The following is a 26,590-nucleotide window of genomic DNA, read 5'->3' on the forward strand; positions in this document are numbered from 1 at the left end:
CAGTTTAAACTGTCTAAAAAATCTGAATTAAGCTCTTATAGCTGTGGACGAAGGCATTTTACTGTCAGAAGTCTTTGGTGTCTTCTGTCCGAGAACATAGTTCATCCATGCCTGGATTGCTTGAATTTCATCAGTTCCAGAGGAGATCGCTCCCAACACCTGCTGCTGATATGAACTAATGGCATGATTTGAATCAAGCTTGTCAGCCGCCCAAGCCAAACAAATGTCTCTCACCAGCTTATCGACCACAGCCACACTCAGTTGACTGGGAGCCGAAGCATCTTGAAACTGCAACCACTCTTTGACTAAATCGATGGGGTAATTTGTCAAAGTACGGACTTGTTTAATTCGCAAGTCTTGGGGATGAATTGTATTGGTTTTCGCAGAAGTTGGAGAAACTGGTTGTACAACGGGGTGATCGCGTTCATCTTCTTCTAAATCATATTTAGGACGGGTGAGTAATCTTGACTGAATCTGCTGTAATAGTCCTGCCCAGTCAGCATTCGCATCCCAATCTCTGCGGATTTTAGTTTTGCTGATAGCATCATGTAAGGAGCAGAACACGACATTCTCCCCTCCAGGAGTAGCAACAATTGTTAGAGGTCTAGAGAAGTCTTCTATAAGTGATGCAGTCAGCAGAAATGATTTTGAAAAGTTAGTCTCAATTCCACTTCTGACGATATATAAATCATCTGCAAAGACAACAATATCTAATTTAATATTGTCTTTGCCTTTGAAATCTTTACCAGTCACTCTTAACTCACTCAAATAGCCTGTTAATGCTCTTTCGGCTACTGGAGTCTTTTTATCAAGGCTAACATCATAGTTATACCAGCCATAAGCTTGACCATCAATTTCTAATTTATTGACATACAGGTAAATAGGAAGTGGTGGATTACCTAAACCTAGTTTAATTTCAGCCATTAGCCATTATCTCCAATTTCTTTTGAATGCTGCTTTAGAGAGGCTGTCTGTACATTCAGTTTTCAAAATGGTTGAATGACAAACTTCTAAACTTTTAGCGAAGCACTGAATTTTTGGAAGGAAATTGATAAAGAGAAACACAATAACTTATAATTTATTATTGTAACTATCTCAACTACAAAATTGACCAATATTTCCGAATAATTCTTAACTAAGTACATCAATAAACTCTATTCATGTTTGACAATACGTGTAAACTGATTGCTGAATTATATTCTCCTGATTTTGCAACTTGGCTGTTAGGTAAACCTATTACTTTAACTAAGTTAAGCCCAACAGAATTATCCATAGAGCCAATTCGTGCTGATGCCTTAATTATGTTGCAATCAGATGAGGTTGTTTTGCACATAGAATTTCAAACCGAACCTGATGAAAATATGCCTTTTCGGATGGCTGATTATTACTTGCGGATATATCGTCGCTATCCGAATAAACAAATACACCAAGTAGTAATTTATTTGGATAAAACTACATCAGAAAAGGTTTATCAAACCACATTTACAACGGTAAAGATGCGACATGAGTTTTCTGTAATTCGTTTGTGGGAACAACCACCAGAAATATTTCTGAGAACTCCAGGACTGTTGCCCTTTGCTGTATTAAGTGCAACCGAGAATAAAGCTAGTACACTACAACAAGTTGCGGCGGCTGTTGATAGAATTAGTGAAAGGCAAACACAAAGTAATATTTCTGCTGCTGCTGCAATTCTAGCTGGGCTAGTATTAGATAAAGAAGTGATTGGGCGTTTATTCAGGAGAGATATCATGAGCGAATCAGTTATTTACCAAATGATTCAAAATGAAGCTGAAGAACAAGGACGTAACAAGAAAGCCCGTGAAATCGCTATTAGCTTATTGGCTGAGGGCATTAGCGTTGAAGTAATAACTCGGTCTACGGGCTTATCCCCAGAAGTAGTACAACAGTTACAGCAGCAGCAAACCAACGAGTGACTTAAGATACTTGCTCCTGAGCTATACTCACCTCAACAAACACCTCAACACAACACATTGCCCCCTCTAAATAGTGCAACACATCACCCAAATGCGTTTTCATTTCGGGGTCAACATCGTTACGATTGGCTAGTTCTAACCATTCTTGTGACTGTGCGATCGCCTGAATTTTGGCGTAGCACTCGTTGAATGTCGAAAGCATTTCTAGTGGTTCCATTTAATTACCCTCCTTCAGTTGCAATAAGAAACCGCAGCCAGTATTCGTAACTTTCACCAATTCCCGATCTACCAGCATTTGAATTACTTCTCTAGAAAATCTGATGCTGTGCAATGGAACCGAGCCACCACAACAACGAAGGGAATGCAGTAGATTTGCAGCAGTTAGATCAGACGCATTCTTATGAGCTTTAGCCATTTGTAGTAGCTTTCTTAATTGCTGTTAATTGCTCTTGCAGCATCATTACTTGGAGTTGATGCAGATCAATTTCCGTCTGTAATTGACTTTTGACTTCCTCAATAGAAAGTGCTTGGAGTTGTTCATCAGAATAATGCTCAACTTTTGAAGAATGCTTATGTTGCATCAGTGCGTAATGCCAGCCATAACCGTATTTGTGGGCTAATTGACAGACGGGGGAATGGTATTGAAGCCCAATTATGATGCCCTGTTTTGTTCGTTGACCAAAAGTGAAGCTAGGATAGCCCCAGTGTTTTGGGATTGAGATTGTTGGTTCCATATTTTTAATTGATGAATAGTTTTTTGTTGGAAGTCTTAATTACGCTGCAATAGTCTTGTTATCACTTGCAGCAAAGAGAAAATTATCAAGTGCCACTGCTGCATTCAAAGGTTTGACGTACTGTTTTTCATCCACTTCAGTTGTCCAATAGGTGATGTGTTGAAAAACCAAACCCAGCATTGAATCACCCTTATAAACACGGTAGATTTTGGGGCAAGCTCCATAGCAGTAGACCAGCGTGTAACTTGAAATTTCGATTAGGGACTTCCAGAGAATAAAATATACAAACAATAAAAATGATAATCATTCCGGTGGGGGAAGGAAGAGGTTGCCGTTGGGAACCTCTTCCTTCCCTTTTTGTAGTAAATTCAATGATGATTCAATTTTTGGATGTGCATAGGTGTCAATGGAATTAACGGATTCATTGAAAAACTTGCTGAAGGAAACTGCACAGCAATTAAAAAGGAGCAGCCAAAACGCAGATTCATTAGTCCCAAAGTTGGCGATTTCCCGAAATTAAAACTTTACTTATTAATCAAGACAATGGAGGTCAGAATAACTCTCGACGTACTCAGTTTATGAAACGTATAGTTGAATTCTCTCAAAAACATCAACTAAATATACGTTTAGCATATTATCCTCCATATCACAGCAAATATAACCCGATTGAAAGAACTTGGGCTATATTAGAAAATCATTGGAATGGCAGCATCCTAGATGAAGTCGAAACCGCATTAAACTTTGCTAAAACTATGACTTGGAATGGCAAACATCCAGTTGTTAAGTTAGTAACTCAAACTTATGCTACTGGGGTGCGTTTAACTAAAGAAGCCATGCAAGAAATTGAAAATAAAATTTCACGTTTGACTAATTTTGGTCAAGAGAATTTACCAAACTTAGGCAAGTGGTTTGTTGATATTTGCTACGGAGCAACGTAATTGTTAGAAGTTAAATAACGGTTTTTCGCGGCAATAGCCATTCTGCTCACTGCGCTCTTGTATTTTTGAGTACAGGCATTTATCTTGCATATATTTTGGTGGGAGAGAGCAGTTGCCGTCGGCAACTGCTCTCTCTCTTTCATAATGATTATCATTTTTATTAATTGTATATTTTATTCTCTGGAAGTCCCTTAGCCCGCATCAGCCATGAGGAACTAGAGGACTTATTCAAGGGCTATGGCTACACACCTTACTTTGTGGAAGGGCATGATCCAGCGCAAGTGCATCAACTGATGGCAGCAACCCTGGAAACAGTTGTTTTGGAAATCAAAAAAATTCAAACCGAAGCCAGGACTTCGGGTTTAGCAAAACGTCCTCGTTGGCCGATGATTGTCCTGCGTACCCCCAAAGGCTGGACTGCGCCGGCAGAAATAGACGGTCATAAATTAGAGGGATTTTGGCGATCGCACCAAGTACCAATCATAGATGTAGCTAGTAATCCTGCACATCTGAAGATTCTCGAACAATGGATGAAAAGTTACAAGCCAGAGGAATTATTTGACGAGCATGGCAGTCTAATTCCCGAACTCAAAGAACTGGCTCCGATTGGTCATCACCGCATCAGTGCCAATCCCGTTGCTAACGGTGGAATTCTGCGGAAAGAATTGCGCCTTCCCGACTTCCGCAACAATGCAGTTGAGGTAGACAAGCTGAAGGGGTGACAAAAAAGTTATAAAGCAGACTGGATAAGAGTCATAGCCCGTAGACCTTGTTGAAAATATGGCAGTTTACTGGGCTTGAGGCGCATCAATTCATGAGCTAAATCAGCCCAAAATTCCATTGCCCCTACCCATAACTGACCATACAAACCAATCCAAAAAGCACTATGTCGGCGGTGCAATCGTTGTAACTCCTTCAGACGACCAACATATTTTTGTAGTCCAGAGGAGCGAGAATTACGACCAACTAAAATAGCACAAGTATAGGCAATAGCAATTAATAAAATCAGTGCTATCAAACGTTGACCATCAGCATAAGTAGATTCGAGATTATACCTTCCAGTTTTACAATCTTTAAACATGGCTTCGATACCACTCCGCAACTTAAATGCTTTAATGGCATCTTTGAGACTATCAAGGTTAGTTAATAAAAACCAGCCAGCAGGCTCAACAACTCCACGATATTTGCGCTTGTAATATCCGGCGAGATTAAAATTGGCAAACCCTTTCTGTTTAGTTGCTTGAATCCCTGTCAAAAAAACGAGATGCCAGGAGTTAATCCCAAAGATTGTAAGCGTTGGTGTGATTGGTTTTCTTGCCGAATATAAGTACCTTGTTTCTGACGCAATACAAAGTCAATGCCCTTGCTATGTAACCAATTTGCTAGTTTTATACTGTGGAATTCTCTATCTCCCAGTACCAGCATTTGATATCCCTTAAATAACTGCAATAGTGGACGAATTAATTTTTTCTGCTCTCCCAAATTGCTACATCCTTTTTTAGGTAACAATAGCCAGTACACAGGTATTGCTCTTTTTTGTTCTATTAAACTAATTACAAATACATTTTGTGAACGCCATTGTGTTCTATCAATCGCAAATATTAGCCGTTTCTCTCCTCTTTTCAGACTATTTTTCACCCATCGTTTGAGCAGGGGAAACCACAGATATGGAATCGACAACTGAGGTAGTAGTAAAAATCTTTGTATACTCCGCCTCCGACTTTCAAATTTTATCGGTTGTGGAAATACTGTTGCTAGTTTCTCAATTGTCACAGTTTTATGAAATTGCAATAGCATTAGTAAGATTTCTAGCATCTTGTACTGTGCGGGTGTCAGTACATTTTGAAAGCAGTTTTGGTAGAATTTAGGTAACATTATCATTTGATAGGTCTTGTTGAGAATACCTGACCTATCTTTTTTTACCCCAAAACGGTCACGCTCCTCTATTTTCTTGGCTTCAGCCGCTTTGTCACCCCTTCAGGTAGACAAGTTTGGTGCTGTTGAGGTGGAAAACACTAAGCCTCTAGGGAACTTCCTGCGAGATATCATGCGTAATAACATGAATAATTTCCGCATATTCGGGCCAGATGAAACCGCCTCCAATCGACTCAGTGCCGTCTACGAAGTCAGCGAGAAAGTCTGGTTGGCAGATATGCTCCCTGAAGATGCAGATGGCAGTGAGCTATCTACCGATGGGCGAGTGATGGAAATGCTCAGTGAACATAACCTGTTCGGCTGGCTGGAAGGCTATCTCTTATCTGGGCGGCATGGTTTCTTCCATAGTTATGAAGCTTTTGCTCACGTTGTTGACTCTATGTTTAACCAGCACGCCAAATGGCTGGAAATCAGCAAAAATGAAGTTGCTTGGCGATCGCCGATTTCTTCTGAGAATATCTTACTATCCTCTACTGTTTGGCGACAAGACAACAACGGTTTTAGTCACCAAGATCCAGGATTCATAGATTTGGTTACTAATAAGAGTGCTGAAGTTACCCGGATTTATCTACCTCCCGATGCTAACTGTCTACTTTCTGTAGCCGATCATTGCCTACGTAGCACCAACTACGTCAACGTCATCGTTGCCGATAAGCAAAAACACCTCCAGTTTCTCAGCATAGAAGAAGCGATCGCACATTGCACTAAAGGCATCGGCATCTGGGAATGGGCAAGCAATGACCATCATGGCCAAGAACCCGATCTTCCTGATGTCGTCATGGCATCTTGCGGAGATGTTATGACGATGGAAGCTTTAGCTGCAACTGCCATCTTAAGAGATGAGTTCCCCGATCTAAAGGTGCGGTTTATTAATGTTGTTGACTTGTACAAATTGCAACCAGATACAGAACATCCACATGGATTATCAGACTGGGATTTTGATAGTCTTTTCACCACAGATAAGCCTGTAATTTTCAACTTCCACGGCTATCCTTGGCTGATTCACAAACTTGCTTACCGTCGCACTAACCATGAAAATATTCATGTGCGCGGCTACAAGGAAAAGGGCAGCATTAACACACCACTTGAGTTAGCCATTAACAACCAAGTTGATCGGTTCAATCTAGTGATTGACGTGATTGACCGGGTTTCTAAGTTGGGTTCTGCTGCTGTCTATCTTAGAGAGCGCATGAAGAACGAAATTATTAACAACCGGAATTATGCTCACAAGCACGGTATCGATCAGCCGGAAATCGTTAACTGGAAGTGGCCTTACTAAGTCTGCAATTATTGGACACTCACTACCATTTACCAGCTTATCTGCGTAATTTACTAGAGACTTAGTTTATATAAAGTGACCAATCAAACTCATGCTAAAAAATTTTACGGCTACTAACACTATCACAGTAAATGATACTCAAACCGTTTTACGCACAGAAAACCTTAACGTTTACTACGGGAAGTTTCTAGCGTTGCGGAATATTTGGCTAAATATTCCCAAAAATCAGGTTACAGCTTTTATCGGCCCTTCTGGTTGTGGTAAAAGTACATTACTGCGATGCTATAACCGTCTCAACGACCTCATTGAGTCATTTCGATCTGAAGGTAAAGTTTATTTTTACGATCAAAATTTGTATGCACCGGAAGTTGATGCTATAGAGGTGCGTCGTCGGATTGGGATGGTGTTTCAAAAAGCAAACCCGTTTCCCAAATCTATTTATGACAATGTTGCTTTTGGAGCCAGAGTCTGCGGCTACAAAGATAACATGGATGAATTGGTAGAACGGAGTCTACGGCAATCAGCCTTATGGGATGAAGTCAAAGACAAACTGCGACAAAATGGTTTAGCTTTATCTGGTGGTCAACAACAACGTTTGTGTATTGCACGAGCGATCGCTGGGCAACCGGAAGTTATACTTATGGATGAACCTTGTTCCTCCCTCGATCCCCTATCTACTTTACGGGTTGAAGAACTGATTCACGAACTCAAAGAGCAATATACCATTGTCATTGTTACTCACAACATGCAACAAGCGGCACGAATATCTGATAAAACAGCTTTTTTCAATGTTAGCGCCACAGAAACAGGCGATCGTACTGGCTATTTGGTAGAATACGACTCAACACAAGTTATTTTCAATAACCCTAAGCAGAAAGATACAAAAGATTACGTCAGCGGTCGATTTGGTTAAATATGGGTTTTGAGAGCAAGTGTTTTGATAAATTAAGCGAATTTTGGATTTTGAATAATTCAATTCCATTATCCAAAATTTAAAAAGTCTTAGAGTCGTCCAGTGAATTCATAAATTGCCCCTACAGTGTGGATCTATTTAGCATTAAAGAATGATTAATGAAAGCTTAAAACGACCTAAGTAGGTAGGTGTTAAAAATTGTCGTTATGGCGAGGCAGGAGGCAGAGAGCAGAAGGCAGGAGGGAAGAGGTTTTTAAGCCACTTTACTTTTTGTTACATAGTTTGGTTTATTTGCACCGCTCTACTTACATATTATTGGTAAATGTATACCATGATTAATTTGTACAGTGTATAAGTTAGATTTGAATTATTTTTGATAATTGTCATACCATTCTTTTAGTAAATCAAAATATGTCTAAAGTCAAAGATATTAGTAAAACTATTAATGTGGATGACTCGGAGTACTACTTTAGTCGAGAATTAAGCTGGTTAGAATTTAACCGCCGAGTTTTACATGAGGCGTTAGATATTCGGACTCCATTACTAGAAAAGCTCAAGTTTATTGCCATCTTTAGTGCTAATCTTGATGAATTTTTCATGGTTCGTGTTGCACTTCTCAAAGAACAAGTTAAAGCACAGTTAATTCAGCGAACTCCCGATGGTCGCACCCCAGAACAACAATTAGAAGCAATTTATCAATATCTGCATCCAATGGTGACTCAACAACATCATTATTTTGAGCAGACGCTTCGACCAGAAATGACAGCGCAAGGGATTCATCTACTTAATTATGTTGACATTAATCCTGAACAGCGTAGTTACTTTCAAAAACTATTTCAACAAAGAATTTTTCCAGTTCTCACTCCTCTAGCTGTTGATCCTAGCCATCCCTTTCCACGAATGGCGAATCTCAGTTTAAATTTAGCAGTGGTAGTAAAAGCCCCAAACACAGGAGAAAAAAAATTTGCTAGAGTTAAAATTCCCACTATTCTGCCTCGATTTATTCCCTTACCTCAAGAATTGCAAATAGATAATGGAAAATTAAATCACTGGACAGTTATGCCGATAGAGCAAGTAATTGCTCACAATTTAGAAGCTTTATTTCTCGGAATGGTCGTTGAGGAATATCATCTATTTCGATTAACCCGCAATACAGATTTAGAATTAGCAGAAGAAGCCGATGACTTACTATTAGCAATTCAACAAGAGTTATATAAGCGTAAATTTATAGGCTCGGTGGTACGGTTAGAAATTCAACCATCAATGCCTCCATCATTAAGACAGATGTTGATGACAGAAATGAAACTGATTGAGAGTGATGTTTATGAGATAGAAGGGCTGCTGAATTTAAAAGATTTAATGTCGTTTACGGCACTACCTTTACCTGAATTTAAAGATCCACCTTTGGCAGCAGTAATTCCGTTTCGTCTGCGTCATCTTCATCAACAAAGTCAAATTGCCAGCTTCAAGGATGAGGAAAAAAGTATTTTCTCGGTGATTCAGCAAAAAGATTTGCTAGTACATCATCCTTACGAATCCTTTGGCGCTTCTGTAGAGGAATTTATTGCTCAAGCTGCTCATGACCCTGATGTGTTGGCAATTAAAATGACACTTTATCGGACTTCGGGAAATTCGGAAATTGTCAGTTCTTTGATTACTGCGGCTGAAAATGGCAAACAAGTTGCTGTTATTTTAGAATTAAAAGCTCGCTTTGATGAAGAAAATAATATCATTTGGGCTAATAAATTAGAAAAGTCTGGTGTTCATGTAGTATACGGATTGGTGGGACTAAAGACTCATAGCAAAACTTTGCTAGTAGTGCGTCAAGAGGGAGAAAATATTCGTCGTTATTTCCATATTGGGACTGGAAATTACAATTCCAAAACAGCAAATTTATATACAGATTTAGGACTAATTAGTTGTCGAGAAGACTTAGGGGCAGATTTAACTGATTTATTTAATTATTTGACTGGTTATTCCTGTAAAGATTCTTACCGCAAGTTGCTGGTATCACCTATTAATATGCGTGATCGCATTACTGCCCTGATCCAGCGAGAAATCGAACACTGCAAAAACGGTAATCAAGGTCATATTATCGCTAAGATGAATGCTTTGGTTGACCCCCAAATTATTGCTGCTTTATACAAAGCATCTCTTGCTGGAGTACAAATTGACCTAATTGTGCGGGGTATTTGTTGTTTGCGTCCTGGAGTTCCAAAAGTTAGCGAAAATATTCGTGTTATCAGTATTATTGGTCGTTTTTTAGAACACTCTCGGATATTTAACTTTCATAATAATGGGCAAAATGAAGTATATATCGGCAGTGCCGATTGGATGACCCGTAATCTAGATCACCGAGTGGAAGTAGTTGTACCAGTTGAAGATGATCATATTGTGCAGAATTTACAAAAAATTCTCAAAATAATGCTAGTAGATAATCGCCAAGCTTGGGAGTTACAGCCAGATGGCTCTTACATCCAACTTTACCCTAATAAAAATGAGCCTGAACGTAGCGCTCAAAATATTTTGATAAAAATGATGCAGTAATTCTCTAAGAAAAATAGGCTCTAAGTAGAAAGGTGCAAATAAACCGAACTATGTAACGAAAAGTAAAGTGGCTTGAAAGCCTCTTCCCTGTTGTCTTCTGCCCTCTGCCTCCTGCCTTGTCATAACGACAATTTTCAACACCGGCCTACTTATATAAAACCCATTTATTTGACATCTTTTACTGTATTAAAGTACCTTATACCAATTTAATGTGAAGCTGCATAGAAAAGAGCTTCTAGGATAAAGTTTTCAAGGGGCGACAATCGCCTCTCAAACCTTTAGCTTGCAGGGTTTAGAGGCGATTGCCGCCCCTTGAACGGGCAGCTGTTGAGAATCGTTATCTTATCAAGACTTGCTTAAACGTGACTGTTAGCGATAAGTTAACGCCCTTGGCGATCGCACAAAAGCTGTTGAGCAAGATTGATTTGCGGTTGACTTACATAGGAAGATTGGGGCCAAGAGGTAATCGGGAGTGTGTGTAAAAGTTTGTGACTTCTGATGATGGGCGTGATGGGATTTTCTCTGGGTGGTTAAATCGAGAGTTGGTGTCAGTCAATAATAATATAGACTTACAAAAACAAGTAAGTGACACAACATCACCGTCCACACTCCCCAGTAATGATATTTGCCCTAGTATGGAGGGGCAAGACAACCCTACTGATTCATGGTGGCAGCAGGTCAAATCTTACTCTGCTGGGTTCCGGGAACGGGTAGAATCCGGTGTAGCAGCAGTCAAAGAGTTTCTCTCTACCCTCAGCAGTGATGAGCGTTGGGGGGTAATGGTGGCTTTTGAGGAGGCGCAGCCTGCGATGTTTGGGCAATTGGTAGCCGAGGCTCCCGATTGGGTCGAGTGGTTAGGGTAAATTTGTGGTGTGTGTAAGGAAGGGGGTAGTTTAGTTGGCGTTGTTATACTGATTCTCTAAGAGGCTGTTTGAAAAGTCGGAGAGATGGTAAAAAAGCCCTCTCAGTATACGCTGTGAATAGATAGTAGACAGCACTGAGAGAGCAACATGAGTAAAGCATACCCCAGCAATCTGACCCGTGTTCAATATGAATTTCTGAGTGACATGATTCCAGAACCAAAACCTGGGGGTCGCAAGCGTGAAGTTGATATATGGGAAGTCCTTAACGGAATTTTTTATGTGCTGGTAGAAGGAGTTAGATGGCGATGCCTACGGCGGGCTACGCCTACGCTACCAGGTGACTTTCCTGTATGGCAGACGGTATACAGCTATTTTCGTAAATGGCGCAAAGACGGAACGTGGTTGAAAATTCACGATAGCCTGCGGCAGTGGACACGGATTGAAGAGGAACGGCATCGAAGCCCATCGGAAGCGATCATCGATAGTCAAAGCGTCAAGAGTGCAGCGATGGTAAGTCAATCTGTGGGTTTTGATGCAGGTAAGAAAATTAAAGGACGCAAGCGATTTATGACGGTCGATACCTTGGGATTAGTCTTGCGGGTCTTAGTCACGGCTGCCAATGTGGGTGAACGCGAGGGAGGTAAACTAGTTCTCAAACGGGTAAAACAGTCTCAAAAGCAGGTATCTCGTTTGACAACCCTCTGGGTGGATGGCGGCTTTGACGGTGAGCCGTTTATGCAGTGGGTGATGAATTTTTGCCGTTGGATTGTGCAGGTGGTGTTGCGCCCAGAGCAAACCAAGGGCTTTGTCTTGCTCAAAAAACGTTGGGTGGTGGAGCGCACTTTCGGTTGGGTCATGGGGTGTCGGCGATTGGTCAGAGACTATGAGTTATTGCCAGAAACATCAGAGACGTTTATCTACCTTGCTATGATCCGGATCATGGTGAGGCGATTGGCATAAAATTTGACCCCTCAAAACTTTTCAAACACCCTCTTAGATTCAGCAACATATCAAAATTCACAAACCTTTGTCAAATCAACTCCCTATTAACCCAAGTTGCTAGTTATCAAAAAACGCCTATTTTTAAGTACAAATATCTAAATTTTAGTATCCAAAATTACTAAAAAATGAAGTTTTTGTATCCTAACGATACCATTCTGTGGCACTAACTAGCAACTTACGTTATTAAGAGTTACGCGTTAATAACTCTGTTGCTTCTTTTAATACTTGAATAATTTCAGGTTTGTCAGAACTTATCACATCATCTGGTAAATGCTTGTGGTGTGGAAAAGTAGAAAGATTGGGAAAGTGAGGTGTATTATCATAACGAAAAACTAGGCAACTTCGTTCATCTTGAAAATGGTAACGGTAGTCGAGAAATTCTAGCTGATTACCTGTGATTAATAAGGCTTCATTTATTTCTAATAAATGTGTCTGATTGAAGCGCAGTCTAATTCTTAAATTCGCCCGTTGTGATGTTAGAATCTCTTCCTCATAACGTTCTACATAAACATTCTGACATTGAACAATTGCTTGTTCTACTTGATTGAGGTAATCAGATAGAATATTAGGCAGCATAGTTCAATCTTTGTTCTATTTCTTGCCGCAAAGCCAGGTAATGACGGTAATCATTTGCCCATTCTATAAATATGACATCATCTGATAATACTCCCTGAGTATATTGGTAAAAAAAATCTTCTGAGTCCATTTTTTGCTGGTTTTCATACACACTAAGTCGCTTGGCAACAGCAAGCAGAGCATCTAGCGATGATGTATATTGAATCGTCTGTTTACGCATTTTTTGATTCTAAAATAACCATGTTCTGGTTATTAGTATAGTCCAGATATCAGTAGACATCTTAGAGGATGTTTTGTCAGTGACTATTTCAGAAAGACTTACTCCTATGGCTTTCCCGCTTTGGCTTGCCGTAGACATCGCACAAAAGCTGTTGAGTAAGATTGACTTGCGGTTGTCGTATTTTGGTCGGTTGGGGCCAAGGGGAAAATGGGAGTGCGTTTATAAGTTTGTTGCTCCTGACGATGGGCGCTCTGGGATTTTCTCTGGGTGGTTAAATCGGAAGTTGGTGTCAGTCAGTAGTAATATAAATGTACCAACACCAATCACTGACACAACATCTCTCCCCAGTAATCAGGATATGGGCGGGCAGGAAAACTCTACCCATTCTTGGTGGCAGCAGGTGAAATCTTACGCTCCTGGGTTTATGGAATGTGTAGAATCCGGTGTGGATGCGGTTAATGAGTTTCTCTCTACCCTCAGCAGTGATGAGCGTTGGGGGGTGATGGTGGCGTTTGAGGAGCAAGAGCCGCAGATGTTTGGGCAGTTGGTGGCGGCGGCTCCTGATTGGATGCTGTGGATGGCGTAGTTTTGGGTTTGGGGCAGTGGCAACTGTGATCGAACTTTGGGGACGGTTGTAGGTCTGTGGGGTGCGATTGGCTGGCTGTAGTTTATTTCACTTTGTTATCCGGCTTGCTGGTTTAGCCAAGCTTCTAAATCTGTCACAACGGAAAAATCTAGTAACGCCTCTGCTAAAAGAGACAATTGCTCGATAGATAATCCTCGAATTCGTTCCATCAACGCTGCATCAATTTCCCCAAAACGACGATTTAGCTGACGTAGAATTAAATCCTGTTGTCCTTCTTGTTTAGCTCTTTCGCGGTCTTGCTGATAAAGTGGCTCTAATCGCATAATTAACTCCGTATCATCTGGCTCTAAATTTTGATTAACTCTCAAATTCTGGCAGAGGTTGTAAACATTAACTACCCACCAGATGTTGAAGTTAGCAAGTTAGTTAACAATCTCAAAACTGTCTCCAGTCGTTTAATTCGCAAGAAGTTCAATCAACAGGTTGATCGGTTCCATAACAAGCCCGTATTTTGGACAGGTGCGTATTTCGTCGCATCTTGTGGTGGTGTCACCCTTGAACAACTTAAATCTTATGTTGAGAAGCAAAGTCGTCCTGACGATTGAAGGGAGATTGACTCCCTCCAATCGTCCCGCAATTCCTCGTCACCGCCAAGTCTACAACTTTGGAGGGAGTACCCTTGCGGAGCTTTAGATGGCTTAAAAGTTTGATGAAACCTTTTCAGCTATCAGCTACGACAAGATGGAAGTTGTTGCAACTCCTGGGGATGGTTCTGGAAATAGTCCCCCAGCCAATTGCAGCCTTCGGTGAGGAGATCGTCAAGATTCAGGTTCCAAGAATAGATCATTGACCCACTACTAGAAATCAAACGGTTGCCATCTGGGGTAAAATTGAGGAATGTATTAAATGCACCGCCCATTGGGATGCGAGTAATAGGTGTGCCGTCGGCTTGCCAGATATAGATTGTGCTATCAATAGTCTTGGCAATCAACAATTGCCCGTCTGGGCTAAATTCAAAGCGACCAATTTGGTTGGTTTCGAGTGTGCGAATGAGTGTACCATCAGAACGCCAAAGTTTGATATTTTGATCAATTCCCACCGTCGCCAACTGCTGTCCGTCGTTACGGTGAGCGATATCAATAATCGCTGCACCATGATTGAGGGTTTGGATTAGATTACCCTCAGCCGACCAAATTACCAGTTTGCCAAAGCGATCGCCAACCATAAACTGCCCACTGGGAGAAAATCCCATTGCAGTGATTTCATTGGGTTGTCCTGATAGGGTTTTGAGCAATTGTCCGTCTCTTCTCCACAGGCGCAAGGTGCGTGTGGGGGTATTGCTAGAAGTTACTGTGATATAGGTTTGATTGTTGGGGCTAAAATAAAGCGAATCGGCATCTTTGATAGTCTTCAAAAATTTACCTTCACTACTCCAAAGTTGAATTTTATCGGGTTGATTACCAGAAATTGCCAACTCTTTGCCATCAGGACTAAATTCGATTCCTGGTTTAGAATGAGCCGCATCCATTTCTTGAATTAAATGCCCATTTGCTAACCTGAATTGTATTTTTTGCTGACGAATAGATAACAAAACTAAGCGCGAACCATCGGGACTAAATTTAATCACACTTTCCGGTAGATTAGTTTGTATTGTTGTGATTTCGCTGCCATCTGCCTTATATAACGTCATTTCTCCATTGAATTTTGTGGCAGCAATTGTCTGTCCATCAGGACTCAGAGTGGCATCCATAATTCTATTTTTAGCATCAGATTTTGCCCCAGCAATTTTTAGTTTCTCACCCGGTATTTGTATGCGGTTGATGCGTTGCTGATTTCCCACAACCACACGGGGAGTTTGTATTGGTGGTGTTAATGGAGTGGAGATTTTTTGAGGATGGATTTTCCAGAGTTTCAGCATCCCATCTGGGTGACTCGTGGCGATTATAGAACCATCAAAGCTAGAACTAAAACCAGAAACCAGCAATTGATGAGTTTTGATTTCTGCTTGTAAAGTTCCGTCTGGATGCCATAATTTAAGGGTGTTGAGGTTGGCAGAAATGTAAGCACCATCTTTTGTGCGGAAACTGTGCCAAAGGCGATCGCCTAAATTATGGGTGATGTTAAGATAGGTTTTGATCAACGCACCAGTTTTAATGTCTCGAACTTCCGGTTTTCCTTGGGCATTGATAAACACAATTGCATCGCCTTCTAAACTAATAGTAAGGTCAATACCCTGTTGAGGTGGAGCAATCTGCCTGGTGTGGAGTAATTTCCATTGCAAATTCAAGACTGCAACTTTGCCAAAGGCGTTGACTACTACAATATTGTTATCATTTGTGAATTGGACATCACTAAGAGTTTCTTGATCGAGTTTTAGCTTATTGACAAGAGTACCTGTTTTGAGATGCCAAACCTGGATTTCATAATCGGAGTTAGCAGAGACAATATACTGACCATCGGGACTAAAACTCAGAGAAGAAATGGAAATTGGGAAGCCCTGGAGAGTTTTAGTTTTGTGAGTTTTAATCGTCTGAATTTTCCTTCCTTGTGGTGTCCAAAGAGTTATCGCCCCGTCTTCACCTCCAGTTGCTAACTGTTGTCCATCACGGCTAAAGGCGATCGCTACCGCCGGGCTTTCTAGATGCCAACGATTTTGCTCATTAATCGTGGAAAGAACAGCTTGTAGGGCAAATAAAGGCGTATGGGTGGGTAAATATTTAAAAGAATGCTGTTTGGTCAATTGTTTGAGTCTTTGCGCTGATTTCATCGCCCCTAGCAAATCCTTCAGTTGATTGCCATCTGCACGCACTTGCAAAATTCGGCTTCCTTCTCGTTCTAAATTTAAGATATCTGCATTGGTTCTGAGTTGCTGTTCTGATTGCTGGAAGTAGAAAAACGTGCTGATGGTGCTAATTACAGCCGCAGAAAGCGCGATCACCCCAATTTGCAATTGTTTTTTGGTTTGATGTTGTACGGTTTTTAATCGCTCAATTGCTTGAGTTTCTTGTTGTATCGCTGTTTGGGTTTTGGATTGGGCGATCGCTAGTTCTTGGGCTTGGCTAGCAGACAAAAATTGATAATCACTATGACTCAAACTCAATCCTTTTGCCCAAACTAACGCCCACTGCAAGGCTTCATTTTGCAGCAAATATTGAGCATCTTGAGAAATTTCCCAAGCGGCGAGTTCTGCACCATAGGGACGGATAGCACGCAAAGCTTGTTCTGTCCAGGTATAATCAAACACGGTGGCGTAGATGCGGTTATAGATACTCAATTTGCCTTGACGTTTGACAACTAAACCAGAAAGACACAACTGCATTAACTCCCAACTATCTTCAGCAGAGAGTTCCCCTTGATTGAGCAATTGCTGATATAGTCCTAATGACCAACAAGCCAAAGATTTATTGTGGAGAATGCGATCGCGAATTGTTTGAAAATGCTGCTGTCGGTCATTTGCTAACCAATGTTCAATCATTTGCGATCGCACAATCGCTTCTACTGCTGGAGTTTCCCATCCCGATGCAATAAAAGTATTTGATGTATTAATTAGTTGACATAGCCATTGAGTTAAAAATGGTTGTCCACCAGTCCAAGCCAAAATTTCTGCCATCACCTTGGTAGGATTTGCAGCCACCTCAATTAAGCCTTGTTCCAGGGGTTTGGCTTCAGACAATTGAAAACCTGTAAGTTCGATAGCACGACTATCTACATTTAGTGGTGTAAATTTATTATCGGCGATTAAATCAGTGGGTGTCGCCACACCAAATAAGGCAAAGATTAATCGTTGAAATTGGGGTTTATCAGCGCGTTTGTTGTAGCAGGCTCTCACAAAAGCAAAAAAATCATCCTTAAATTCTAGATTGAGAATACTGTCAATTTCATCTACAAAAACGATAATTTGCTGAGAGATATTTGCTAGTAAAACTTCTTCCACAAATTTACTCAGCCGCAAAAATGGATGCAGTAAAGTATTTTGAGACCACCAAGATTCTAAATCAATTTCAATCTTAAGTTCACTAGCAAAATGGCTGACAAATCCGCCATAAAACTCATCTGCACTCACTTGATAAACGCAGAGTTCACGCATTTCAAAAGCAACACAAACAAATCCTTCTGACTGTAAGCGCGACATTGTACGCACTCGTAAACTCGATTTACCCATTTGTCTAGAGTTGAGAACATAGCAAAATATTCCGGCTTTTAATCCTGTATATATATCACTATCGGCTTGACGATGAACGTAAATTTCAGTACCTTCTCGTAAACTACCACCGACTTGATAATGGTTGTAATTGTTCATGTTTGAATTCCCAAACGTTCACGAAAATATTGACGGTAAAGTTCGTAGCGTATAGATACTTGGTGTTGCTGTAGCTGAATTAATCCCAAGTCATAGAGTTTCACCACATGATCGAGATGGAAGTGTGGTTGAATGGAAATAGCAGCATCAGCCGAGGCGATCGCTTTCAATGGTGCAAGTAAATGAGAATGAGTTTGTAGCTTATGCCATTGCCTTTCTAGATGGCTGCGGTAGATACTATTGGGAGTTGCTGCGGTATTGAGCAATTTTTCAAGGGAAGTTGGGTTTTGAGCCAGAAATTGTAAAGTCAAGGTGACAAGGTAAGGATGTCCGCCAACAATTGCAGTTAATTTTTTTATCTCTTGCTGACTCCAGTGCAATTGATACTGATTTAGTAAAGTGAGGATTTCTGTGGAATTTAGTTCTGTCAGTTGAATTTCTGTACCTGCGTTAAATGGTGATTGGTTAATATCAATTTGGGTGTAAACTTCAGTGTGTAGAACTATCAAACGTAACTGAGTCCAAAGCAATTTGGTTTTAGCATCTTCATGCCAAGTTCTCAGCATTCCGAGAAATTCACCAGCAATTAATTGATGAGCAAATAGGCGATCCACTTCATCTAAGGCAATGACTAAGGGGATATCATCAGTTAAGAGATATTTTTGTAAATAAGTTCTACACTTGATTTTGCTATTGCCTAAACTTTTGCGCCAATGAGTTTCGATATCCACTGTTAAATTCAGCGTATATGTGACACTAGCAATAAACCACTGTAAGAAACTATCTAAACTGCCAAAATCATCAGCCACCGCATCCCGCAGATTGATAGCGATCGCACGATATCCTTGTTGTTGAGCATACTTGAGAACTTGCGCCATAAGTGTGGTTTTACCAAACTGAATTGGTGCTTTAATACGGAGTAATGCCCCTGGTTTATCAATCTCTGCACAACAAAATTCCCACTGGGATGGTTGATGTTTAATTCCCTGGTAAGATTGGGGCTGATGGGTTTGCCATCGTCGCTGAAGGGCTTGGCGAAAATTGGTTTTTTTCACCTCTTCTTGGAGTGCTTCTGAAAGCAATTGCCATAACCGCCCGCCGACTTCACTAACATACTTCACGGTAAGATAAGACTCAGCCGCGATCGCTTCATAAGTTTTACCTTCCCATGCACCCTGCAAAACTTGGATTTCAACATCACTCAGATGCTTTTGCGTAGTCTGTAGCATCAACTGATCAACGAGTTGTTGAGCAGCATTCCATTGAAATCCAGCGTCTAAGCTCATAACCCTAAATTAGAAAGCGATGTTTATCTTCTAACATAGGATTTCTCAATAATTCCCCTTAATACCCAAACAACCAGAACAAACCGTGATTACTTAGCAATGGGGAATAGTTAGCAGGATTTTTCCGGAAAAAACCGGAATTTATCGCCTCAAACAACCGGATTTCTTCCGGCTGACAATGGCAGTACGCATCAAGCATCATACAAATATGAGTGCAACTACTGAAATATGTATTTTGTTTCCAAATCTGTAACTCAATCCTGAATCTGAGTATTTATTAGCTAACTTGAGACTGCAAGATTTACTGATATTTTTCAATCAATATTCTATGCTGCAACACTTTTCTCAACAAGCCTTAGTTAAATCAACTATTATCGGATGTCTGCTTTTTTCTAGTTCGCTAATTCCCTTACAATCTACCGTTGCTAATCCGCAAATTTTGACTACACCACAAACAAAGACGATCGCTCAACAAGTGCTTCAAGATGCGATCGCTAAAGCGAAACTTGATAATACTGCAAAAGTCGTTCAAGTTGCTCGAATTGCTAAGGGCGATATGTGGATGTACAATCCTGTACCTTACTGGAAAATTGCGATCGCCGATCAGCGTCAAAGTTTGGTCTATTTCACCACTGATAATGGCAAGTTTAGAGTCTTGATGCAAAGGAACGGGCAAAATATCCATTCTCTGGGAAAACCTACCCAAGAAGTACCGCCAACGGCAATGATAACAGCAGCGATTCGTCTGGCGAAAGAGTGGGGCTATCCTGGACAACCTGCATTAAATAATATTTCATCTGCAAAGACAACCTGGGCAAGTGGTTGTGAAAATGTTTCGGCTCCTCATGCTTGCGATCCCTTTCTTAGCCGAGGCTGGAAAATTACCATTCCCCACCAACGCCAACGCTGGGTATTTCGAGGTGAAAGAGCGGACGATTTACAATTGATTGCACGTACTAATCCTGTTATGGAAAGCGGTTTACCGATTCCGGTAGTTAACGAAATCAAGCGCATCGCCAGCAAACACTTGCAAATCTTACCCTCAGTTGTGCTGATTACGAAAATCGAGCCTCAAACCTTTACTGATAGCTGTTTAGGATTAGGGAATTTAGCCCAATCCTGCGCTCAACAAAAAATTCGGGGCTATCGGGTGACGGTGGCGGGAAAGTCCCAAGCACGGCAAATATATCGGATTAGCAACGATAAAGTTAATATTCGCACCGAAGCGATCGCCGGACTTCCTACTCGCACTGATGAGATACCAACTGCGATCGCTCGCACAGTCTTTAACGCCGCCAAATCAGACTTGAAACAACCCATTGCCAATCTCAGCATTACCCAAGTTGCACCAAGATTCTATTGTTTCCGCAGTCCCACGGCTGCACCCAATGAACCTTGTATACCAACGCAGAAACTTGACGGTTGGAATGTCACGGTGACAAATTTTCAGAAATCACTGAATTACACTGTTAATCTCAGTGGCAAGATTCTTAGCAAACGATAGCTGAGTGCTGAGTATAAATCCATTAGATACAAGACTTTTAGTAATTAACACCGCCCTAATTTAAGCGAATACGAATATACAAACAAAATAAGCTTATGATGCTAACACGATGCCTGCGGCGAGTGAAGCTATCGCTCGCTTTGATTCTTGCTTCTCAACTAATTTACTCTGTTCCCATTTATGCGGCAGATGCTAGGATAACGATTTCTAAAGCTTGCCGTGTAGAACTAATTGGTGAAAGTACCCGACGCTGGAACGAAATTTCTGGAATGTCCCCGACTGATAGACTCCCCGCAATGATCAGAGAGCTAGAAAATGCTGAACGGCGAGGAGATACAACTTTTACAATCCAGACATTAGATTTTGCGCTCAAGGCAATTGCTACTCAAGTACAATCACTGACATATAAGGATAATCCAAAACTTCCTACCATTCTCGATCAAATCGTGGTCTTAGCTAAACCTTTACCGAGTGGGTATAGTTTAGGCAAAACTCATATCTTGACAGAATCTGCGATCGCCTATGGAAAAATTGGCCACTTCACCATAGGACAACAAACGCTACAGCTTGCGGCTGAGTCGGTATCAGGAATTCGCTATACTCCTAAAGATTTAGTTGCGGCGCACATTCGTCTTGCAGAAGGGTGGATTGCTCTCGACCAACCGGCGGAAGCTGCATCTTCCCTCAACTATGGGTTTGAGCAAACTATCAAAAATCTGACAGATACTTACACAAGACGTGAGTTTTTGTCACAAATAGTTAATTTATATCTCCAAATTTACCAACCCACAAAAGCTTTAGAGGTGCTAAAGCAACTTTCTCCTCAAGATTACGATCCTGATATTACTGTCACTCAGATTGCTGCTACCTACTTTGAAGCTAGAGACCCAGTAAAAGCAAAGAAATTACTAGATCCATTGCTCAAAGCAGCACTAGCAATTAAAGATGTGGAACAGCGGGAAATTAAATTAATGAATTTGGTGCTGCACTATGCACCCAGTGGAGATTTAGGGCGATCGCAGCAAATTGTTTCCCTAATGAAACGCCCTAATTCTTTCCGGGCTAGAAGTTGGTTGACAATCGCCGCAGAAAGTCGCAAATTTAACCAGCCAGAAATTCGCGAATCTGCGATCGCCCGTTTAGTTGCTGATGCTAAAGCCGCTAAAATAGCCGATCAGTTTGGCGGACGCTTCGATAATGAATGGTATGGCGAGATGTCAAATTTAGCTCAAACTCGCGGCTATCAGCCAGAACTCAAAGCCCTGATTGCTGAACTGCGTGCGGTGAATGTCTTGGGAATTGTCCTGCAAGATTTGATTGCTAATAAGCAGTTTACAACTGCTCGGCAAATGGTACCACGTCCGATGATCGTACAGATAGATGCAGGCTATTTCGATGAAAGCGATCGCTGGCTGGATAATATTGCCATAGCCGCCCTTGAAGCCGGACAAACCCAGGATGCAGAAGCCAGAATTACTGGGGAAAAAACCGATGTGCGGCGATTGCTGCGGTTTGCTCAAGCTTTCCATCGCCGTGGTAATGTTGCTGTTGCCGATCAATTATTCACTCGTAGCCAAGTAATAGCTAATAGCATTTCTGCTTTACCTACTGCTATCACAACTCATGCGGCGATCGCCAATGCTTTGATTTCCACCAATCGTCCAGCTGATAAGCTATTGAATCGAATTGTCACGCTGATACAAACAGAAAAAGCATTGCCACAACAAGCACAATTATTGCTATCAATCAGTGCAGAATTTGACGCAACGCCATCGGCTTATTTTACACTGGCAGAAAAATTAAAGTTACTTCAGCAAGTAGATTTTGCTACCTTAGCAGGTAATCAAGCGATCGCCAATCGTCAGCCAGAGGAAGCATCCCGTTTCATTGGTTACGCTGGGAGAAATCCTAGCGAAAAGTTGGACTTTGCTTTACGAGTTGTGGAACTAAATCTGAGTCAAGGCAATTTGACAAAAGCGCGATCGCTCCTCAATATGCCTATACAAACCCTCCTGAATGGGTCAGAGTCTTCTTTGCCACCGATTGCAGAACGTTCCTGGGGGCGGATTGCATTGAATCTTGTCCGCACAGGAGATATCAAAACTGCGATCGCCATTGCTCAGAATGTCACACCATCGCCAGAACGCGAACAATTACTGCAACGCTTACGCTGTTATCAGGACTGAGACATTGCATTTAAGTTTTAGAGGTGGGATCGCTTAGTAATGATGAACATGAGCAGATAGGAAAACCTCTGTGGTTCTTGCTGGCAACAGGTAAAATCTCATAAGCTATTATGCTTGCAAGTTGCACAATAGTCAAAGCTGGAAACCAAGATAACTATTAACTAGGAGAGTTGCGTGATCTGCCAAGGCGCGTGTCTAAATCCTACTTTCTGACAAAGTTAGACGGGTCTTGATCTCGTCGATGCTGAGTCGGAATGGGGTCTGGCTGTCCATCACCCGCAAAGGCTGCGGTTTTCTCCAACGATTCCCGCAATCGCTTGGCCGCATAAATGGACATATCTCGCGGGACATTTATGCGATCGCGCAAATATCGTAGGGCGACATCAGATCCCGATGGAGCTATGCACTCAACCCCTGTCATCATGTGTGTTAAAGCACAACGTAAGGCTTGATCAAACAAGCTATCATCTGAGGGGTTGACGCGGATAATATTGATGCGATGCTCAATAGTTCTTTGAAGAGCTTCCATTCGGGAGTTTTCGGGTTCTGAATAAGCAACATCTGGTAGTCCAAACCAGGGGCCGTTATCTACCCGCGCTTTATTGATCAGCGTCTGGGTTTCGCCATTTTCCCAACACCCTCCCATTTGGGGCGGCAAATCGTGTACGTGGGTATGAAAGTCACTCTGGGTACCTCGGTAGGTATCTCGGCTTTCCATTGCCGCGAACCATGCACTCAAATTAGGATTTTCCTCTCGCAGTGAGTAGCCCTTGTAGTAGTAAAGGCTGGCATTCATCCGTTCGAGATATGGCGTAAAGATAACATCGACGATGCCGAAGCTATCTAAAAAATAAGGACTGGAGGTGCGGTCTAGAGCCTCCTCAACCTTAGCCACCACTGTCATAAATTGCTTTCGGTTGCGTTTTTCTTGTTGAGTGGAAATTACTGGATAGCACAGCCAAGCGCACCAGACTCTAAATAAAAGCCGCTCTAATTGGCGTAAAGGAAGTACTGTGTCGTCTTCCATTCCTTGACTTAATGGCCCAAAAACATTTTCCAAAGCGATCAAAATATCATCGCTTTCTTTAATAATCCGTCCATCTAACTCAATCGCCGGGAGCATTCCTGATGGCACCTTACGTTTGTACCAACTTTCTTTCTCCCCGTAGCAAAACATTGTCACTATTTCAAACTGAGGTTTATCAAGCCACTCTGCTTCACAAAGAATTTGCACAGGCTCTTAATGTAGTAATTTTGGTCAAAACTAATCTTGAAACTCATGCTCGTAGCCATGTAATTTTATTTTCCAGCGACCTAAATTTGATAGCCGATAAAATTATCGATTATTACAAACTTCGCTTTCAAATCGAGTTTAACTTCCGTGATGCCAAGCAATTTTGGGGGTTGGAAGATTTTATGAATCTGAGCCAAACTGCTGTGACTAATGCGGCTAATTTGGCATTTTTTATGGTTAATTTATCTCATCATCTTCTTGCTGATTTCCGCATCCTTAATCCCAACTCCGGCATTATTGATCTTAAGGCGCACTATCGTGGCTTTCGATATGTTCATGAAATCTTAAAAATGCTTCCCGAAAAACCTGAGCCGATTTTATTAACTCAAATTTTTGCCAAGCTTACTTCTTTGGGACATATTTATGCCGTTTCTACAGGCTTGAAAGCCTCGTAAATTGGCTAAGGTATTGAGCATATCAGGAATTATTAGCGATCGCCCGACAGTAGAGTGCGATCGCTTATTTATCTGTTAAAAATTACGGCTCTTCCGTACCTGTTATGCTAAAAATGTCTGTAAATAAGTTTGAAACCCTTATTGGGCAATAATAACAGGAATTATGATTACCATTTGAGCCTTAGTTCTGAAATTGAGTTAATAACTGCCTGTAAGCCTTGATTTTAAAGGGAAATTTTGGAGTTTAATTAAAATTTCAGCATAACACCTACTGAAGAACCAAAATTACAGAATTCGCCCAACACAAATTAGACTCTTGACTTATAAAATACGTAGTCCTAATATTTAGCTAAACTAAATATTAGGACTACATCAAACTCGTGACTAGACTTACGGGAAATACTAATTTGTCAAAATCACTTGCAAGTAGCTCTCAAGCGGTGATTTTAGAAACACAAGGACTGACGCGCTACTTCGGTAAAGCAATTGCTGTCAATGATTTGAGTATTACAGTAGAACAAGGCGAGGTATTTGGCTTACTCGGCCCCAATGGAGCAGGGAAAAGCACAGCCATCAAGATGTTGACTACGCTATTGCCTCTGAGTGCAGGCAGCGCAACTATAGCTGGCTATGATGTAACTCATCAGGCTGCTGCTGTCAGAAGGCTATTTGGCTATGTACCACAAGCTCTTTCGGCTGATGGGAGTCTGACAGGGTACGAAAACCTCTTAATCTTTGCCAAGCTATACGATATTCCTGTTAAATATAGGCAAAGGCGTATCCGAGAAGTGCTAGATTTCATGGGTTTGCAAGCAGCAGCCCATCGTTTAGTACGTAATTACTCTGGCGGCATGATTCGCAAGCTAGAAATTGCCCAATCAATCATGCACCAACCTAAGATTTTGTTTTTAGATGAACCAACTGTAGGGCTAGATCCCATTGCCAGGACTCAAGTATGGCAACTTGTACAGCAACTGCGTACAGATTACGGTACAACCATATTTTTAACCACTCACTTTTTAGAAGAAGCCGATAGTTTGTGCAGTCGAGTGACGATTATGCAGCAAGGCCGAGTTGTGATTACAGGCGCACCCAGTGATTTAAAAGCTTCCTTGGGTAAGCCAAATGCAACCTTAGATGATGTCTTTATTCATTACACAGGCGATCAATTAACATCAGGAGTTAACTATAGTGATACAGCCAGAACCAGACGGACGGCTCAACGGTTGGGTTAAGAGAAAACTTTCTTACCGCGACAATCTGATTTCTACAACTATTCAAATATTGACAAAAACTCTCGTGATTGCAGAGATGGAAGTGCGGAAACTCCGGCATGATCCTACTGATTTAGTAATTCGAGCCGTGCAACCATCACTGTGGTTGTTGATTTTTGGACAAGTCTTTACCAAAATTCGGGCAATTCCCACAGGTGATTTACCTTATTTAGACTTCATGGCTGCGGGTATTTTAGCGCAGAGCGTGTTATTTGTAGCAATTTTTACAGGTGGAATGACACTGATTTGGGAACGAGACTTAGGGTTTGTGCATAAATTCCTTGCCAGTCCGACACCAAGAGTAGCAATGGTATTAGGTAAGTCTTTAGCCTGCGGAGTGCGCTGTTTATCTCAAATATTTATTATCTACGTGTTAGCACTCTTATTAGGAGTCAAGCTTAATCTTTATCCCTTGGCTATTATCCAGGTGCTATTAATTGTCCTGTTGGGTGCTGCTTGTTTTTGCGCCTTTTCGTTAATTATTGGCTGTTTGGTGAAAACCAGAGAACGGATGACAGGAATTGGTCAGTTGTTAACGATGCCGTTGTTTTTTGCTAGTAATGCCATCTATCCGATTTCTATGATGCCCAACTGGTTAAAATTTCTGTCTCACATTAATCCTTTAACATACCAAGTTGATGCACTGCGTGGCACGATGTTAGCGAATGGAAGTAGCATATATGGCTTTGGTTGGGACTGTATAATTCTGTTGTTAACATTAATAGCCTTGACTTTAATTTGTGGAAGACTTTATCCACGAGTAGCAATGTAATAAAGGAACAAACTAAACAAACTTAATTACACACACTGTTTTTTGTTCCTTT

21 protein-coding genes and 7 pseudogenes are annotated in these 26,590 nt (G+C 41.3%); 15 read left to right on the forward strand and 13 right to left on the reverse strand.

Annotation, left to right across the window (positions count from 1 at the left end; translation table 11 throughout):
* Positions 1–27: 27 nt before the first annotated feature.
* Positions 28–924 (reverse strand): hypothetical protein, encoded by an 897-nt coding sequence (locus NOS7107_RS26155; RefSeq protein WP_015115941.1) that lies wholly within the window; start codon positions 922–924, stop codon positions 28–30.
* Between the two features lie 236 nt (positions 925–1,160).
* On the opposite strand from NOS7107_RS26155, the gene NOS7107_RS26160 reads away from it, so the two are divergent.
* Complete coding sequence (locus NOS7107_RS26160; RefSeq protein ID WP_015115942.1) at positions 1,161–1,934, forward strand: Rpn family recombination-promoting nuclease/putative transposase; 774 nt, start codon at positions 1,161–1,163, stop codon at positions 1,932–1,934.
* 1 nt (position 1,935) lies between these two features.
* On the opposite strand, the gene NOS7107_RS26165 is transcribed toward NOS7107_RS26160, so the two are convergent.
* Genes NOS7107_RS26165 through NOS7107_RS28875 form a run of 4 tightly spaced genes read right to left on the reverse strand, consistent with a single transcriptional unit; the run spans position 1,936 to position 2,848 of the window.
* Positions 1,936–2,151, reverse strand: a complete 216-nt coding sequence (locus tag NOS7107_RS26165; RefSeq protein ID WP_015115943.1) for a hypothetical protein — start codon at positions 2,149–2,151, stop codon at positions 1,936–1,938.
* Entirely contained in the window at positions 2,152–2,349 is a 198-nt protein-coding gene (locus NOS7107_RS26170; RefSeq protein ID WP_044500369.1) for a hypothetical protein, read from the reverse strand. It abuts the gene before it with no gap.
* The gene (locus tag NOS7107_RS26175) at positions 2,342–2,668 is read right to left on the reverse strand and encodes a hypothetical protein (protein WP_015115944.1); all 327 of its coding nucleotides are present in this window, start codon (positions 2,666–2,668) and stop codon (positions 2,342–2,344) included. The genes NOS7107_RS26170 and NOS7107_RS26175 overlap by 8 nt, the downstream gene beginning before the upstream one ends.
* Positions 2,669–2,707: 39 nt before the next feature.
* The gene (locus NOS7107_RS28875; protein ID WP_157374159.1) at positions 2,708–2,848 is read right to left on the reverse strand and encodes a hypothetical protein; all 141 of its coding nucleotides are present in this window, start codon (positions 2,846–2,848) and stop codon (positions 2,708–2,710) included.
* Between the two features lie 323 nt (positions 2,849–3,171).
* Between NOS7107_RS28875 and NOS7107_RS26185 the strand changes: the two are divergent.
* Together NOS7107_RS26185 and NOS7107_RS26190 are read left to right on the forward strand one after the other, a co-directional pair.
* Positions 3,172–3,606: pseudogene (locus tag NOS7107_RS26185) on the forward strand (transposase); the annotation flags it as partial.
* Between the two features lie 167 nt (positions 3,607–3,773).
* Positions 3,774–4,310: pseudogene (locus NOS7107_RS26190) on the forward strand (phosphoketolase); the annotation flags it as partial.
* A gap of 26 nt (positions 4,311–4,336) precedes the next feature.
* On the opposite strand, the gene NOS7107_RS29580 reads toward NOS7107_RS26190, so the two are convergent.
* Positions 4,337–4,861 carry a hypothetical protein gene (locus NOS7107_RS29580; protein ID WP_253274488.1) on the reverse strand — a complete coding sequence of 175 codons (525 nt, stop codon included), beginning with the start codon at positions 4,859–4,861 and terminating at the stop codon, positions 4,337–4,339.
* Positions 4,858–5,481 carry a hypothetical protein gene (locus tag NOS7107_RS29585; RefSeq protein WP_083889771.1) on the reverse strand — a complete coding sequence of 208 codons (624 nt, stop codon included), beginning with the start codon at positions 5,479–5,481 and terminating at the stop codon, positions 4,858–4,860. The genes NOS7107_RS29580 and NOS7107_RS29585 overlap by 4 nt, the downstream gene beginning before the upstream one ends.
* 100 nt (positions 5,482–5,581) lie before the next feature.
* On the opposite strand from NOS7107_RS29585, the pseudogene NOS7107_RS26205 reads away from it, so the two are divergent.
* The 5 genes and pseudogenes from NOS7107_RS26205 to NOS7107_RS26225 form a co-directional block, all read left to right on the forward strand.
* Positions 5,582–6,820: pseudogene (locus tag NOS7107_RS26205) on the forward strand (phosphoketolase); the annotation flags it as partial.
* Between the two features lie 91 nt (positions 6,821–6,911).
* Entirely contained in the window at positions 6,912–7,733 is an 822-nt protein-coding gene (gene pstB, locus NOS7107_RS26210) for a phosphate ABC transporter ATP-binding protein PstB (protein WP_015115945.1), read from the forward strand.
* 411 nt (positions 7,734–8,144) lie between these two features.
* On the forward strand, positions 8,145–10,280 hold the full coding sequence (ppk1, locus tag NOS7107_RS26215) for a polyphosphate kinase 1 (protein WP_015115946.1): 2,136 nt from the start codon (positions 8,145–8,147) through the stop codon (positions 10,278–10,280).
* 488 nt (positions 10,281–10,768) lie between these two features.
* Positions 10,769–11,143: a hypothetical protein gene (locus NOS7107_RS29590; protein ID WP_015115947.1), complete on the forward strand. Its 375-nt coding sequence runs from the start codon at positions 10,769–10,771 to the stop codon at positions 11,141–11,143.
* 147 nt (positions 11,144–11,290) lie between these two features.
* Entirely contained in the window at positions 11,291–12,103 is an 813-nt protein-coding gene (locus tag NOS7107_RS26225; protein WP_015111366.1) for an IS5 family transposase, read from the forward strand.
* Between the two features lie 225 nt (positions 12,104–12,328).
* On the opposite strand, the gene tumE is transcribed toward NOS7107_RS26225, so the two are convergent.
* Positions 12,329–12,721, reverse strand: coding sequence for a toxin TumE (gene tumE / locus NOS7107_RS26230; RefSeq protein ID WP_015115948.1), 393 nt, complete (start codon positions 12,719–12,721; stop codon positions 12,329–12,331).
* Positions 12,711–12,941: an antitoxin TumA gene (gene tumA / locus NOS7107_RS26235; protein ID WP_015115949.1), complete on the reverse strand. Its 231-nt coding sequence runs from the start codon at positions 12,939–12,941 to the stop codon at positions 12,711–12,713. Before tumA ends, tumE begins: the two co-directional genes overlap by 11 nt.
* 106 nt (positions 12,942–13,047) lie before the next feature.
* On the opposite strand from tumA, the gene NOS7107_RS29595 reads away from it, so the two are divergent.
* On the forward strand, positions 13,048–13,527 hold the full coding sequence (locus NOS7107_RS29595; RefSeq protein WP_253274489.1) for a hypothetical protein: 480 nt from the start codon (positions 13,048–13,050) through the stop codon (positions 13,525–13,527).
* Between the two features lie 95 nt (positions 13,528–13,622).
* Here NOS7107_RS29595 and NOS7107_RS26245 read toward each other — a convergent pair.
* A pseudogene (locus NOS7107_RS26245) lies at positions 13,623–13,916 on the reverse strand (DUF4351 domain-containing protein); the annotation flags it as partial.
* Here NOS7107_RS26245 and tnpA point away from each other — a divergent pair.
* Positions 13,902–14,132: pseudogene (gene tnpA / locus NOS7107_RS26250) on the forward strand (IS200/IS605 family transposase); the annotation flags it as partial. The pseudogenes NOS7107_RS26245 and tnpA overlap by 15 nt on opposite strands.
* A gap of 122 nt (positions 14,133–14,254) precedes the next feature.
* Here the strand turns inward: tnpA and NOS7107_RS26255 are convergent.
* Both NOS7107_RS26255 and NOS7107_RS26260 read right to left on the reverse strand, forming a co-directional pair.
* A complete protein-coding gene (locus NOS7107_RS26255; protein WP_015115951.1) occupies positions 14,255–17,827 on the reverse strand; it encodes an AAA-like domain-containing protein in 3,573 nt (1,190 codons plus the stop codon).
* On the reverse strand, positions 17,824–19,113 hold the full coding sequence (locus NOS7107_RS26260; RefSeq protein WP_015115952.1) for an AAA-like domain-containing protein: 1,290 nt from the start codon (positions 19,111–19,113) through the stop codon (positions 17,824–17,826). Before NOS7107_RS26260 ends, NOS7107_RS26255 begins: the two co-directional genes overlap by 4 nt.
* Positions 19,114–19,441: 328 nt before the next feature.
* Here NOS7107_RS26260 and NOS7107_RS26265 point away from each other — a divergent pair, with 328 nt between their 5' ends.
* Positions 19,442–20,617 carry a hypothetical protein gene (locus tag NOS7107_RS26265; protein ID WP_015115953.1) on the forward strand — a complete coding sequence of 392 codons (1,176 nt, stop codon included), beginning with the start codon at positions 19,442–19,444 and terminating at the stop codon, positions 20,615–20,617.
* A gap of 95 nt (positions 20,618–20,712) precedes the next feature.
* Entirely contained in the window at positions 20,713–22,803 is a 2,091-nt protein-coding gene (locus NOS7107_RS26270) for a hypothetical protein (RefSeq protein ID WP_015115954.1), read from the forward strand.
* A 202-nt stretch (positions 22,804–23,005) separates the two neighbouring features.
* Here NOS7107_RS26270 and NOS7107_RS26275 read toward each other — a convergent pair.
* Positions 23,006–23,986: pseudogene (locus NOS7107_RS26275) on the reverse strand (glutathione S-transferase family protein); the annotation flags it as partial.
* Between the two features lie 5 nt (positions 23,987–23,991).
* On the opposite strand from NOS7107_RS26275, the pseudogene NOS7107_RS26280 reads away from it, so the two are divergent.
* The 3 genes and pseudogenes from NOS7107_RS26280 to NOS7107_RS26290 all read left to right on the forward strand — a co-directional run.
* Positions 23,992–24,492, forward strand: a pseudogene (locus NOS7107_RS26280) (IS4 family transposase); the annotation flags it as partial.
* A gap of 380 nt (positions 24,493–24,872) precedes the next feature.
* Positions 24,873–25,727, forward strand: coding sequence for an ABC transporter ATP-binding protein (locus tag NOS7107_RS26285; protein ID WP_015115955.1), 855 nt, complete (start codon positions 24,873–24,875; stop codon positions 25,725–25,727).
* Positions 25,684–26,538: an ABC transporter permease gene (locus NOS7107_RS26290; protein WP_015115956.1), complete on the forward strand. Its 855-nt coding sequence runs from the start codon at positions 25,684–25,686 to the stop codon at positions 26,536–26,538. The genes NOS7107_RS26285 and NOS7107_RS26290 overlap by 44 nt, the downstream gene beginning before the upstream one ends.
* Positions 26,539–26,590 lie beyond the last annotated feature (52 nt).

It is taken from the genome of Nostoc sp. PCC 7107, assembly GCF_000316625.1.
In the GTDB taxonomy this organism is placed as follows: Bacteria; Cyanobacteriota; Cyanobacteriia; order Cyanobacteriales; family Nostocaceae; genus Nostoc_B.